This window comes from Pseudofrankia coriaricola (assembly GCF_001854805.1).
Classification (GTDB): Bacteria; Actinomycetota; Actinomycetes; order Frankiales; family Frankiaceae; genus Pseudofrankia.
The window spans coordinates 26,937-41,592 of sequence record NZ_MBLO01000051.1; the positions used below are offsets into that span (position 1 = coordinate 26,937).

Genomic DNA, 14,656 nt, shown 5'->3' on the forward strand with positions numbered 1-14,656 from the left:
GTGACGTTCGGCAGTGATCATGCCGTCGGCCTGGAAGTCGTGGCCGCCTACGAGGGCGAGTGGCGCCAGGCACTGCGGGCCGCGTCGCTTGTCGCGGAGCTGGACGTGCCAGACGACCAAGTCCAGGACGTCCTGCGCTCCCTGGGGCGGTTGTACAAGAGCACAACCGGTAGTCAGCGGCATTTGCTGCTGTACGACCGGTACCCGGCCGCGCTGGTCGTGGGGCTCGCGGGAGTCGGGGCGAGGGGTTACCACCATGGGAACTTCTGGTCGGGCGCCTGGGAGGCGGTCGGGTTTCGCGGCCTTCAGCCCGACCAGAAGTACTGGGCCGAGGCATTCCGCGCGAACCTTGACCGGTTCGGCCTTGCCCGTTTCCCCGGGCTCTCAAGGGTCTACGTCGATGAGATCCTCATGCACGGCGGGGTGCCGGTCTACTGCCTGCCGGACCTGCTGCGGTTGCTGATCCGCCGTAGGCGTAGGGAGCCGGGCGTCACCGGGCGGGAGGTCCAATCCTGGGTGCGGGCCGCGTCGGAAAGCCAACTGACCGGCGTCGACAAGCCGGTGCTGCGATTCGTGTGTGAAGGCGGTGACTACGCGACCGACTTCGTCGACCGTTGCCTCGACCTCGTCGACCTGCTAGCCCTGCCTGACCAGGTAAGCACCGAGCTGGCGGCGCTGGGCCTGCCGCGGCGGATCGTCGACGAGGCGATCCGGTTCGCCGACACCGACGCCGCCGACCTGGCCTCTCTCCGCCGGTCGCGCGCCGCAGTCCCTATCGATGGGGTGGCCAGGCAGGATGACGATGCCGGCGCCACACTGGCCGGGCGTCCCCATCTACGCTTGGAGCCCTATGACAACGGGGTCGCGCTGTGGCTGCCGCCGGTCGTCGGCGGGACCGAGGATGGTCGCGTCGTCTGGCACATAGCAACGAGCTCGGGAATTGGCTCCATCCAGCATCGGGTCCGTACCCGGCCGACCTGGGCAGGCAGCACCGTGATCGCCGCCGAGACGGTGCTGCCACTGAGCGAACCGGTCTGGTCGATCGAGGTGCGGCTCGGCGACGCGCCGCTACCCTCGATTCTCAGCCTGGTCGACAAGGACGACCCTCTGCTTGTCTTCACCAAGGATGGGCTGCTGATCGGCCCGGCGGAGTCACTACCGCAAGGCTCGGTCTGGCTGCTCCATCCGGCCGCGGACCCACTCCAGGGCCAGGTCGACCTGGCGGCGACTGGCCGGGAGCTCGACGAGATCGAGCCGCCATACGGGTGGCATGGCTGGCGTCTGCGGCACGTCGACCTGACCGGTGTGCCCGCCATCGGTTATGCCGACCGACTGCGCCCGGTGCACGCGAACCGGCGGGCCCACCTGGACCTTCCCGCGCATCTACGGGACGTCAAGACCGCGGTCGGCGGGTTGATGTTCGGCACGCCACCGCGGCTGTCGCTGCCGGTCGAGGGCGTGCCCGTCCCGTGGACGATCCGGGTGCGACGCCCCGGCGCGGCGGGGTCCCTGAGCACCCTGATCGTCACCGTCGGCACGGAGGGAGACAACGGATCTCCGAGCCGGTCGGTCGACCCGTGGGCGGACGTACCACGCCCTCTGCTGGGCTCCTACGAGCTGACGGTGCGTGGCCCCCTTGGCAGAGGCCTGACGCGCGTGGTGCAGCTGGCGGAGGGGCTCGACGTGCGCGCTACCCCGCCCTGGCGAGAGATGGGGCCCCGTGGGCTGGACCCGGCGACGCTGACCGTCACCTGTGCCGCGGCGGGCGGACGCGCCACCGTCGTCCCCGGTCGCCTCGAACTCGGCGGCCATGAGGTGGGCAAGACCGTGACGGTCGCGGCCCATAGCCACAGGCACGACCTGCTGGTCAGCGCCCCGCACATGGCCGTGCGGCACGCCGTTCCGGGTGACCGCGGCGACTGGTCGTTCATGCCGTTGTCCCTGCACGCCGAGACCGACGCCCGAGGTGAGCTGCTTGTCCGCCTGCCGGCGAACGTGCCGGCCGAGCTGGTCGTCTCGGCGGCCGGCATGCCCGACCAGCGGATCCCACGCGCCTTTGACAGGCAGACGACAGTCGCCCGGTTCGACCTCTCGCGACTACACGACACCGTCACTCGACACCCGCGTGCGGTCGTTGACATCGATCTGGTGGACGGCGCCCGGTTCCGCGTCGCCACCTTCTCTCCTCGCCGACTGGCGACCGGCCTCACCGTCGAGCCAGCCGGACAGGCTGCCACCGTGGATGGCCCGGACAGCCCGGATGGCCTGGTACGCGGGGAGGCGCTGCGGGCCGACGGTTTCGCGGGGGTCAGCGACGCAGTCGCCGCCTGCTATCAGCTCTTTGCGCCCTGGCGGGAGTCTCTGCTGGTCGCCCTCGACTCGGCAGGGCGCGCGCCACTGCCACCCGAGCTGCGCGACGCGGGTCCGCTGCTGGTCATGCTTCGCGTCGACGACCCGTGGCTGCCGCGCGACTGGCCTGACTGGCCGGATCCCGCCGATCGGGACGACGTCTACCTGCTGCGCGACCGCATGTGGCGCCCACCGGCGGACTCCGGGATGCCGGCGGGCGAGGTCGAGTTGTCGGCCTATCTCGCTGGCGGCGCCGATCTGCCCCGCTCCGCGGGCGGTGCCACCGCCGCGCTCCGGCTCACCCAGGTCGCCGCGGACCTACGTCGGCACGAGGTGCCTGGCGACGGCCGGCAGGCCGTCGCCAGTCTGCTGGCCGCCCGGCCGGCCGAAGCCCTGGAGGCGTCGCTGACAGCACGCCTCGATGCGGCGGCCCTGGTCGCGCCGCTGGTCGAGGCCGGCCTGGCGGCACTGCCGCCAGGGACATACGTCTCCGCCGACGCCGAATGGGCGCTGTGGACGGCGAGCCCGCTCGCCGCGCTCATCGCGGGCGTCGGCCAGCTCCGCACCGGCCGACCCGTGGGAAGCGGCGGCCCAGCCGACCCGCGGCGGTTCGACCGCGGCTGGGTCGACGACGCGCCGCGCCGGGAAGCGCAGCTCGACCGTCTCGGCGCGATTGCCGGCGAGTCCGCGCTGACCATCCTCGACGGCGGCGCCGACCGTGACGCCCGGGTCAGCCGCTTCGACGAGAACGCTGTTCGGTTCGCCGCCATGCCACCCGCGCAGTTGGAGTCCCTCTGGCGCGAGAGTGCCGTGGTTCCCGGGGCGCTCCTCGACCACGGCACTCGGATGGCCGCGGCGCGCCGGTTGTTCGACGCTCGGACGCGCCCTGAGGTCGTATCGCTGGCAGGCTCCGCCCTGGGAGTGCTCGGCAAGGTACTTCCCGAACTGGAGCGCGCACCAGCGCTCGGCCGGGCGGTCGCGAGCCGGCGGGCCGACGACGGTCTGCGCAGGTCCCAGCCCTGGCTGGCGCTGCCTGAGCTGTCGATGGCCTTGGCCGGGCTCGCCCGGCGGGCGTCTCGTGGCGGCGTCGCCGCCGCCCGGACGTACCGCGACGTGCTGCCCGCGCATGTTGTGCTCGCCCACCACGCCCCGGACCTGGTGACCATCGACCTGGTCCTCGCCGAACTACTCCTGCGAGGCGCCGCCGCGGCGCGATCTGGCTCCGCGCCGGCCGCGCGGCCCGGCAGCCCGTCCCACGACGATCTCAGCGCACTGAGAGGCGACCGATGACCGCCCGGCTCGACCCGTTGGACGCCAGCGAGACGATCGTCAACACCTACCAGCGGTACCTGCGATCGCTCATAGCGCCCCGGGACCCTGCCCTGGCCGCCGCGCTACACGACGCCATCGGCGAGGCAGTCGGCACCGGCATCACCCGCGGCCCGCTGCTGGAAGCCACCCCTCCCTACCAGACCTCGGCGACGCTGGGCGAGCTGGCCACCGAGGGGGTTGTGCACTCCGGCCTCGTTGACGGGCGGATCGACGTAGACCCCGACCGGCCGCTCTATCGCCACCAGGAGCAGGCGATCCGCAAGGCCGCCGCCGGCCGCAACCTGATCGTCGCCACCGGTACCGGTTCCGGCAAGACGGAAAGCTTCCTGCTACCGATCCTGAGCGAGCTGGCCGCCGAACGCGCCAGCGGCACCCTCGGTCCCGGGGTGCGCGCGCTGCTGCTGTACCCGATGAACGCGCTGGCCAATGACCAGATGAAGCGGCTACGCAAGCTGCTCGCCGGCAGCCCGGAGATCACCTTCGGTCGCTACACCGGCGATACCAAGGACAGCACCGACGACGCCAAGGCCCGCTTCGCGCTGCAGAACCCGGGCGAGCCGGTGCTACCCAACGAGCTGCTCAGCCGGGAGCAGATGCGTGCCACCCCACCGCACCTCTTGCTGACGAACTACGCGATGCTTGAGTACCTACTGCTGCGCCCGCTCGACCTCACCCTGTTTCAGGGCGAGCACGGCGGCCACTGGCAGTTCGTCGTCGTCGACGAGGCGCATGTCTATGACGGCACCCGCGGCGCGGAGCTGGCGATGCTGCTCCGCCGGCTGCGCGACCGGGTCGTAGACCCAGCCCGCGTCGACGGCATGCGCTGCATCGCCACCAGCGCGACCGTCGGCGCTGATCGCCACGCGGTCACCACATTCGCCCAGACGATGTTCAGCGCCCCGTTCGAGTACATCGACGACGATCCGGCCCGCCAGGACCTCGTCGTCTCCGAACGAGTGCCCGTCCCGGAAGGCGCCGTCTGGGGACCGCTGCCCGCCGCCGGCTACGCGTCGCTCCGCGACGCCGAGAACCGCGACGAGGCGATCCTCGCCGCCGCCCAGGCGCACGGCTACAACGGCGACGATCCCGGCGAGGCACTCGCGCTCGAGAAGCGGCTCCGCGCGCTGCGGGAACAGCTCAAGAACGGTCCCGTGCCGCTGCCTGACGTCGCCATCGGCCTGTTCCCCGACGTCGACACCCGGACTGGGCAGGCGCAGACGACCGCGCTCGTCCAGCTCGCCAACGCAACCCGCATCCGGAAGAAGACCCCTCGAGGCGGCGAGGAGAGCACCCCGGTGCTCTCGGCCCGGTTCCACCTGTTCGCTCGGGCGACCGAGGGCGCGTTCGCCTGCTTCGGCGAGTCCGGCCCACATGTGACCCTGACCCGGCGGGAACAGTGCGAGCGGTGCCACGCAGCCGCGTTCGAGTTCGCTGCCTGCCGGCGCTGCGGCACCGTCCACCTCCAGGGTGTCGCGGAGGCGATCGGAAAGAAGACCGTCTTCCGCTCTCGTCGCGGTCGCGACGAGGGCCGCCGGATGTGGCTGCTGCTCGACGAACACGTCGCCGCGAGCGGCGATGAGGACGACGAGACCCTTCTCGACGCCGCGACCGCGGCGTCGAACAGCAAGCTGACCGCCGACCCATGGTCGCTGTGCACCCAGTCGGGATGCCTGACACCCGGCACTGTGACCACCTGCCCGGACCCAGCCTGCGGCGGCGCCCCTGCCAGGCCTGTCCGCCGACTGAGCACGAAGACCGGAAGCAGCGAACTGTCTTCCTGTCTGGGTTGCGGAGGCCGCGGCGGACGGCTCATCCGGTCGTTCGAAAGTGGAAACGACGCCGCCGTCGCCGTGCTCGCCACCGCGCTCTACCAACTGCTGCCACCCATGGAGGATGCCGAGCAGGCCAGCCTGCCGGGTGGCGGCCGCAAGATCCTGTTCTTCTCGGACAGCCGGCAGGCCGCCGCGTACTTCGCCCCCTACCTGGAGGACTCCTACGCCGACGTCGAACGCCGCCGACTGCTGTACCAGGGGCTCATCGCCGCGACGAGGCGTGCGGACGACGACGAGGAAGTCCTCCGCGACGACCTCGTCGCCCACACGGCGAAGGCCGCGACGAACGCGGGCGTCTTCAACGATGACGTCTCCAGGCAGGGCAAGCTGCGCGTCGTCGAGACGTGGGCGCAACAGGAACTGCTCAGCCTCGACGAGCGGATGTCTCTTGAGGGCACCGGGCTGCTGCGCTGGGCCCTGCGGCGCAAACCCGAGTGGACCGCCCCGAAGCCACTGCTCGACCTTGGTCTGACCAACGAGCAGGTCTGGGGGCTCATCGAGGAGCTCCTGCGCAGCGTACGGCGGCAGGGCGCCGTGGGTTCCCCGGAGGAGGTCGACCCGAAGGACGAGGTGTTCGAGCCGCGAGTCGGGCCGATCTATCTGCGCTCCCGGGGCGCGCAATCCAAGCAGAAGGTGCTCAGCTGGCTACCTACCCGCGGCACCAACCGACGGGTCGACTACCTCGGCCGGATACTCGCCGTGCTCGGCCGCGAGGACAACCCACTCGACCTGCTCGAACATCTGTGGAAGTTCCTTGTCGACGACGCGCGGCGCAAGTGGTTGACCGCCCTCAGCCCCGCCCAGCTCGGCGTTGTCTACCAGCTCAACCACACCGCCCTCGCCCCCCGACTCGTCACCCCCGACGACCAGATGTGGCAGTGCGACCGGTGCCGGCTGATCGCCGGGGTCAACGTCGCCGGGGTGTGTCCCACGCTGAACTGCGCTGGCCGCCTGAGGGAGTGGTCGCTGCCGGACGCAACCACCGATGAGCACCACTACCGGACGCTGTACCGCACGATTGACCCGGTGCCGCTGACCGTAAAGGAGCACACAGCGCAGTGGCGCAGCGACCAGGCCGCGAAGATCCAGCAGGACTTCATCGCCGGCCGGCTCAACGCGCTGTCCTGCTCGACGACCTTCGAGCTCGGCGTTGACGTCGGTGAGCTGCAGACTGTGGTGCTGCGCAACATGCCGCCGACGACAGCCAACTACATCCAGCGTGCCGGGCGTGCCGGGCGGCGCACCGAATCTGCGGCTCTCGTCCTGACCTACGCCCAGCGTCGCTCCCATGACCTCACGCAGTTCGCCAGACCGGAAAGGATGATCGCTGGACAGATGCGGGCGCCGTTCGTGCCGCTGGAGAATCCCCGCATTGACCGCCGCCACGTGCACTCGGTCGCTCTCGCCGCGTTCTGGCGCGACCAGTTCGAGCAGTACGGGACGGTGTGGCGTAAGGCCGGGGAGTTCTTCAAACCGGACGTGAACGGCAGCGTGCCAGCGACGCGCGTCGCCCCGTTCCTGCGTCCCGTACCGGAGGGTGTGAGCGAGTCGCTCACGAAGGTCATCCCGTCGCCAGCGGAACGCGAAGATCTCGGGATCACCGACGGCAGCTGGATCGAGAAGCTCGAGACGTCGCTGACGGACGTCCTGGCCGAGCTGACCCGTGACCTGGCCACCTACGAGCAACTGCGCCAGGATGCGTTCGCCAACCGCAAGGACGACCTCGCCCGCATCTATGGCAAGATCATCAGGACGCTGGAGGAACGTGACCTGATCGGCCTGCTCGCCAACCGCAACATCCTGCCGAAGTATGGGTTCCCGGTCGACACCGTCGAGCTGCGGGTCAACCACAGCCCCGCGCCCGAGGCGAGCCAGATCGAGCTTTCCCGCGACCTGACCAGCGCCGTCTACGAGTACGCTCCCGGCGCGGAGATCGTCGCCGGCGGTCGGCTGTGGACCTCCGCTGGCGTCTACCGGCTGCCGAACCGGGACCTGGAACGACGCGTCTACACCGTCTGCCCCGCCTGTGGGCACTTCCGCGACGCCATCGACACCCTCGACCCGGCCTGCCCCCGCTGCGACACCCCGTTGACCGGGATGCCGCGCCGCTACGTCCTACCCGAACACGGATTCGTCGCCGGCCGCCAGCCGCGCCGGCCCGGCGCGAGTCCGCCGCGGGGGTCCTGGCACGGCGGAACCCACGTCGTGTCCTCGGGCGCCGAAGTCGAGGACTTCAAGGCCGAGCTTTCCGGTGGGACCGTGCGAGCTCGATCGGGCACCCGCGGCCAGCTGGTCAGCCTCAATGACGGACCGGGCGGCGCGGGCTACCTGATCTGCAAGACCTGCGGCTTCGGCCAGTCCGCGATGACCCGCCGTCCGACGGAACACAGGCATCCGATGACTGACAAGGGATGCAGAGGCTCGCTGGAGTCCCTCTCGCTCGCGCACAAGTACGAGACCGACGTCTTGGAGATCACCGTCGATGGTCCGGTCGCTGCAGGGGCCGACGGATCGGTGTGGCGCTCTGTGCTCTACGCCCTCATCGAGGGCGCCTCGGTATCTCTGGAGATCGCCCGTGACGACATCGACGGCACGCTGTTCCGCAACGAGCACGGCACCACCTCGATGATGATCTTCGACACTGTGCCCGGCGGCGCCGGCAACGTGCACCGCCTCGGCCGCAACCTCGACACGGTCCTGCGCGCCGCGCTGGCCCGCGTCCGCGACTGCGAATGCGGCCCGGAGACCAGCTGCTACCGCTGCCTGCGCGTCTTCCGCAACGAGCTGTTCCACGAGGCACTTCGCCGCGGCACCGCGCTCGACGTCCTCGCCCGCCTTCTCGGCGAACCGACGGTCTATGCGGAGATGCGGGCCGCCGAGGCGGTGCGTGCGTTCACGCTGCCTGATGCGGTCGCGTATTCGGTGACGACGTCAACCGCGCCAGGAGTGCCGTTCCGCGTCATCGACGTACCCGACTTCGTCTTCGAGACGGTGCCCCGCGGTCAGATCGACCTGTGGGACGGCCGGATCGTTCTCGCCCAGAACCCGGACCGTCAACCGATCATCGGCCGCCTCGCCCTCGTCCGCGAAGACGGCGACCTCACCGCCGCCGAGATAAGCCCGCTGATAGGCGCTCCAAACCGCGCCGATCTCGCCGACACGGTGGTGCTGGCCGTCGCCCTGTGACACCACGGGACCTGTCGATCACGGCAGATCCCGCAACTGGCCAACGCCCTGCGACTGGACACGACCTGCCACCCTCAACCTGGACGCATCCTCTAGCCAGCCCTCCGCTGGCTCCGCGCGCCAGCGATCCCGGATCGGCGCGCCGGGCCGGCTCGGGAGAGAAACGGCCTCAATGAAGGGCTGTTCCACGAGGAACCACGGCCGACGACAGATCGGCGTAGCAGGTGACGTCGTCTGATTGCGCGGATTGTGGAGTCTGTGCGCCACGGGTCGGTTACGATCCGTCTGGCTCCGCTGCCCCGGGGGGTGTCCTGGTTGGCTTCTGGCTCTGAGACGTCGGCGCACTATGAGCGGCTGGCGGGTAGCTACGACGAGAACTGGGCCTACAGCGAGGCCTTCCTCGACTGGATGTCTGGGGCCATCGCCGGGTCGCTGGATCTGACGCCGGGCGACCGGGTCGCGGATGTGGGCTGCGGTACTGGCCTGTTCGCGGGCAGGCTGCTGGATGTCGTCGGCCCGTCGGCTCGGGTGCTGTGCGTCGACCCGTCAACGGGCATGCTCGGCCAGCTCCCTCAGGTTGATGGCCTGGTTGCGATCCATGCGTCCGCTGAGGATCTCGCCGGAGACGCCGCCGGCAGGGGCGGCGGCGCCACGGGCCGATCGGTGCTGGTGGAGCCGAGTTCGCTGGACGCCGTCGTGGTCAAGGAGGCGATTCACCATGTTGCGGCCGCGGACAGGTCGTGGGTGGTCGCCGGGCTGGCCGATCTGCTCGCACCGGGTGGGCGGCTGCTGGTCGTGATGTTGCCGACGACGATCTCGTATCCGTTGTTCGACGGGGCGTTGCTGCGGTTCGAGGAGCTGCAGCCGGACCCGGAGGCCATCGCGGCCTATATGCGGGACGCGGGCCTGGCCGTGACCGTCGGCTACCAGGAGTTCGAGCTGCGGATTCCGAAGGACCGGTATCTGGGCATGGTCAGGTCCCGGTACATGTCGCTGTTGGCGATGTTCGACGACGACGAGCTCGCGGCAGGGATCGCTGAGATCGACGCCCGCTATCCCGGTCCTGTGCTGGTGTTTCCGGACAGGTTCGCGTTCGTAGTCGGCCGACGGGATGGGGGCCGGCGGTGACCGAGACGGTCGATGACCGGCTGCGCCGCCTAAGGACGGAGCTGGACGGGCATGCGCGGATCGCGCGGCATCTGGGCCTGGACTTCGAGCGGCCAGTCCGCTCGCTCGGGGACGGCTATCCGGAGAACACGGTCGCGCTCATCGGGAAGATCACCGAGCGGCTGCTCAAGCAACTTTGGACGCACCACGGGGTGGTCGGGGACCCGTCCGGGAAGGCGCTGAATGATCTAATCAAGGGCTGCCGGCCGCATATCCGCAGCACGAACGTCGTCAACGCGCTGACCGACATCCAGCGGCTACGGAACCGCTCGACCCACGACGGCTACGACATCGCCGAGGAGGACGGTCTGCTGGCGGTCCGGCGGCTGCTGGACGTGCTGGAATGGTTCACCTCCACCGGCATCACCGCGATCACCGGGGAGGCGCCGTCGCTGAACCCGCTGGTGGAGCGAAAGGCGGAGTTCCTGGCCGGTCTCTACACGACGCTGGGCTATCGCCTGATCAAACGGTTCGAGCTGTCGGAGAGCACGGTCTATCAGCTGTTCTGCCGCCAGGCGGGGCTGCAGGTCGACTATGTGGAGATCATCCTCGGTCGCAGCCCGGATGAGCTGGAACAGCTGATCGCCGCGACCGGCGGCGAGCTGCTCCAGACGCAGCTACCGAAGCTGACCCGGTTCCTGGTAGTCGACGACGAGCCGCCGGCGGGCACAGCTCCGTACGCGGACGGCGAGATCCGGATCGTTGCCTACGACCGGTTTGTCGAGCGGATCGTCGACATCCCGGCGCACCTCGCCACGCTGGCCCCCGCTCTGGTACCAAATAACGCCGAGGCGGTGACGATCGCGGGCGAGGTGCTGGAGACCGACCCGCGCACGGGCGAGATGACGGTGACCGAGACGGACGACGCGTCGGCGATCCTGCGCCGGCTCGCGGGTAGCTCGGCGAACATCCTGGTCATCGGCGGCCCGGGCAGCGGGAAGACGATTCTGCTGCGTCAGCTCGCCGTCGGCGGGGCCACGCCGGCAGCGCATCGGTACCGGTTCTACCTGGACATGAGCCTCAAGGGTCACGACGAGCAGTTCGCCGACTTCGTCACCCGCGTCCTGGGCCCGTACGTAAAGGTGCCGAAGAACCGGGTGTTCGACGTGTTCCTCTATCTGATCCGCGCTGGATCGGTGCTGTGCGTGCTCGACGCGATCGACGAGGCAGTGCAGGGGACCAGCCTGCCGGCGTTCCTCGACCTGTTCGCCGACGTTGCGCAGGCGCTGTCGGCCGAGTCGACCGTGGTGCTGTCGTCGCGTTACTCGTTCCTCGCGGACTCGCCGCAGGTTCGCCGTTTGCTGAACAGCTCGACGCTGATCTCGGAGAAGCTCGTGCAGCAGCTGCATGCTGGCGGGATCGACCCGCTGGAGCTGCCGCGGTTCAGCGTCGTCCGCCTCGACGACGTCGAGGTCCACCGCGAGGCGCGGGTCGTCACCGTGTCGCCGCTTGAGCTGCTGTTGGCCGAGCAGACCGGTCGGGGCGACGGCGGCGGACTCGCCGGCGAGCAGACTGGCCGGCTCGCCGGACTTGTAGCCGCGCGCGTCGACCAGGTCCTTGCCGACAGCGGGCTCGCCCACATCGGACCAAAGCTGGACGGCCTTCTGGGCGCGGCGTTCCTGGCCGACCGGTCGGTGTTCACCCTTGCCGAGGTCTGCACTGACATCGGTATCGACTGCTTCGCCGACGGGCGAGTCACCGCCGAGACATTTCTCCTCGCTCCGCTGTTCCGGCCCGCCGGACCAGACACGGTCGCTCCAATCCACACGGTGTTCCAGGAGTTCTTCGCCGCCCGCTATCTGCGTGCCGTAGCCGGCCGCGACGCAGCCTTCGCCGGTGGCGAACCGTTCCTCACCGAGCAGGTTCGGCGCTTCCTCCACCACCTCGGCACCGACCCCGTCGCCGCGTCGCCGCAGGTGCTGCCCGCTGGGACCTACCTGGTAGGTCCCAGCCACCGTCTCCTGCTCAGACGCATCGAGAAGCCAGTGCTGTTCGACGAGCACCCGGTCACGGTCGGCCGGTACAAACGCTTCTTGGCCGCGATCGAACAAGACGGCTGCGCTGCCTTCGACCATCCGGACGTGCCCGCCGAGCACACCCACGAGCCCTGGGCCGAGCGGCTACGCAACCCGGACTACTTCACCGATCCCCGCTACGACGACCACCCGGTCATCTGCGTCAGCTGGTGGTCGGCCTACGCCTTCGCCCGCTTCGAAGGCAAACATCTGCCGACCTGCGTCGAGTGGGAAGCCGCCGCCCGCGGGACCGACGGCCGACTGTTCCCCTGGGGCGACAACCTGGACCTCGCCGCCGTCAACTGCGCCGACTCATACAGCGGCCGACCGCTGATCACCTATGAGGTCTGGAAAGACGAGATCGACCGCGGCCAGCTTCGCGGCAGCTCCCCCACTCCGGTCAGCGGCCATCCCACGAACGTCTCGCCGTTCGGCATCCGCGGCATGGCCGGCAACGTCTGGGAATGGACCGCCACCGTGTTCGACGAGATCAACTCGGCCGTGATCTGCGGCGGCTCCTACGACAACCCCTACCGCGCCGTCCAGACCTCCTCCAAAGCCCTCTACCGGCGCCGCGGTGCCAGCAACGCCGTCGGCTTCCGATGCGTCCAGGAGATCGCATGACCGTCGACACCGCGCCCGGCGAAGGTCAGCGGTTCGGCCGCATCGTCGACCGCCAGCCCCTCGGTGCCGGCCCTCACAACGTCACCGCGACCTACTTCGTCCGCGACGACCACACCGGCGCCATCCATGGGTTCGACTACAGCGACATCGTCACCGAAGGATTCCGCACCGTCATCCTCGGGGAACGTGTCCGATTCGAAACCGACCTGGACACTGGCCGCGCGCATTTCGTTATCAGGCTTGACCTGCCGGAGGTCGACGAATTCTACCGATAGCCCCCACCGGTCGGCATTCCCTCGTCGCCATCTGCCCCGCCACCGTCACGAGCCCGCCCGACTGGCCCACTGGGCCGCTCCCGCTGCGCCACCGCCAAGCCGAAGCGAACGCCACCACCCGCGCCACCTACTTCAGCCCTGCCTGCGCCCGCATCCTCTACGGAACAGACCACCAGCCTCACCGCTGGCACCAGTATTTGTCCGCACCGGTCTCAGCAGGCGTCGTCTTCGGCGCCGAAATAGTCCTTCCGAACCCGTCGGATCACCTCGGCGAGGCTTTCGTTGTCTTCCACCTGTACTCCGGCGCCCCTGAGCTCATCGATATCCTGCGCGCAATCGCCCACCGCCGCGACAGCACAGCCACGCCCCCGGACTTCGAAAGCCTGCTGCCAGCGTGGGTAACGCTGAAAGCCGGCGCGAAGGTCTTCACCGTCGCCTTCCTGACCTTCACCGCCGGCCTACCGTCGATGCCCCACGACCCGGCACCTGTCGTTGCCTGGTCGAACGCCGACCAGTGGCTCTGGCAGCTGGCGTCCCGCACGACGTGCGCCGACTTCCCGCCCGACCCAGACCACGCCGACGAGCTCCTCGCCGGCACCGTCGCCCTCTCCGCCGACTGGCGCGGCCTCGTCGCCCGCGACGGCGCCGCCTTCCTCGCGCTGCGCGCGGACCAGGGCGACGATGACCCCTACCTCGGGTTCGCCCAGTACTACGCGCACGCGGCCTACACCGACGCCCTCATCATCGGAATGATCCAGAACACCACCATCGCGACCCTCATCGACGAGACTGCGCTCGCGTTCGACGCGAAGGACCTGACCCGGCACCTCGCTCGCCTCGAAACCCGCGTCGCGAAATTCCGCACCATCTACTGGCTACGTGACGCCAGCACCCACAGCCACGCGAACGACCTCCTGACCGCCTACCAGGCCCAGCACCACCTCCCCGAGAAGTTCGACGCCGTCCTCAACGAGATCGCCGACCTCAATCGCATCGCCCAGACTCAGGAAAGCCAGCGCGTCGGCGCAGCCCTCGGCATCCTCACTGTCGTAGGACTCCCTTTCGGCGCCGCCTTCGCCATCCTCCAGGTGCTTGGCGCCAACACCTGGCCCGACATCCTGATCGGCATCGCCGCAGCGACGGCCGGAACCAGCGCCCTCCTGCTCACCCGCCTCGGCCGACTCCTGCTGCGCTCACTGCGCGCACTCGACTCATGAACGAGTAGCCCGGCTCGCCGGAGAACGGATCGGCGTTCCGCTCTCGACCTGGTCAGCCGGAGTCGACCGTGACGCGAAGGCGATCCCGGACTCCGCCGACGGCTTTTGGCCGCCAGCCGGCCGGCGGGTTCAGCGCCGCAGGTCACGTCCGGCGGCCCGCAGGACTCTGCCCACGACCAGACGCGGCGTCACCACCGACCTCCACGAACAGCACGGCGCCTGGTCCGCTGGGAACTGTGCGTCCCAACGAGCAGTCTCCCCGGCAGACCAACCGCTCTGCATCGCCGGCGGTCGCAGCAGGACATGGGCCTTCGGCTCCAGTGCCGAGCGGTATACGGCCTCCCACGGAGGCTCGTCGCGTGGCGACGGAGTCACTCTCGGATGGTGAACCGCTGAAACCGGCATGCCGCAATGGAGAGCCGGCTTGGAGGCCGGCTGGACCGGATGCCGTCGGGCACCTCGCGCTTGCTGACGACGCCGCAATGGAGAACCGGCTTGGAGGCCGGCTGGACGCGCAATGTCATGCAAATAGTCCAGGCCACGTTCCAGGGCCGCAATGGAGAGCCGGCTTGGAGACCGGCTGGACCGCCGCGGCCGGCCTGGAACGACGGCAGCGCGTCCTTGCCGCAATGGAGAGCCGGCTTGGAGGCCGGCTGGAC

The 14,656-nt window shown here is 69.6% G+C and carries 6 protein-coding genes; all 6 read left to right on the forward strand.

The window, feature by feature from the left end; genetic code table 11:
- The 6 genes from BCD48_RS10075 (at position 1) to BCD48_RS51150 (ending at position 13,997) form a co-directional block, all read left to right on the forward strand.
- Entirely contained in the window at positions 1-3,639 is a 3,639-nt protein-coding gene (locus tag BCD48_RS10075) for a hypothetical protein (RefSeq protein WP_071048087.1), read from the forward strand.
- Positions 3,636-8,699, forward strand: coding sequence for a DEAD/DEAH box helicase (locus BCD48_RS10080; protein ID WP_071048088.1), 5,064 nt, complete (start codon positions 3,636-3,638; stop codon positions 8,697-8,699). Before BCD48_RS10075 ends, BCD48_RS10080 begins: the two co-directional genes overlap by 4 nt.
- A 315-nt stretch (positions 8,700-9,014) precedes the next feature.
- Positions 9,015-9,827 carry a class I SAM-dependent methyltransferase gene (locus BCD48_RS10085; protein ID WP_071048093.1) on the forward strand — a complete coding sequence of 271 codons (813 nt, stop codon included), beginning with the start codon at positions 9,015-9,017 and terminating at the stop codon, positions 9,825-9,827.
- Complete coding sequence (locus BCD48_RS10090) at positions 9,824-12,505, forward strand: SUMF1/EgtB/PvdO family nonheme iron enzyme (protein ID WP_071048089.1); 2,682 nt, start codon at positions 9,824-9,826, stop codon at positions 12,503-12,505. The genes BCD48_RS10085 and BCD48_RS10090 overlap by 4 nt, the downstream gene beginning before the upstream one ends.
- A complete protein-coding gene (locus BCD48_RS10095) occupies positions 12,502-12,780 on the forward strand; it encodes a hypothetical protein (RefSeq protein ID WP_071048090.1) in 279 nt (92 codons plus the stop codon). Before BCD48_RS10090 ends, BCD48_RS10095 begins: the two co-directional genes overlap by 4 nt.
- A 197-nt stretch (positions 12,781-12,977) precedes the next feature.
- Entirely contained in the window at positions 12,978-13,997 is a 1,020-nt protein-coding gene (locus BCD48_RS51150; protein ID WP_083418424.1) for a hypothetical protein, read from the forward strand.
- Positions 13,998-14,656: the final 659 nt, after the last annotated feature.

Excerpts from the sequence above, each read along its gene's own strand:
- BCD48_RS10080 (WP_071048088.1), top strand. The coding sequence starts at position 3,636 with ATGACCGCCCGGCTCGACCCGTTGGACGCCAGCGAGACGATCGTCAAC.
- BCD48_RS10095 (WP_071048090.1), top strand. The coding sequence starts at position 12,502 with ATGACCGTCGACACCGCGCCCGGCGAAGGTCAGCGGTTCGGCCGCATC.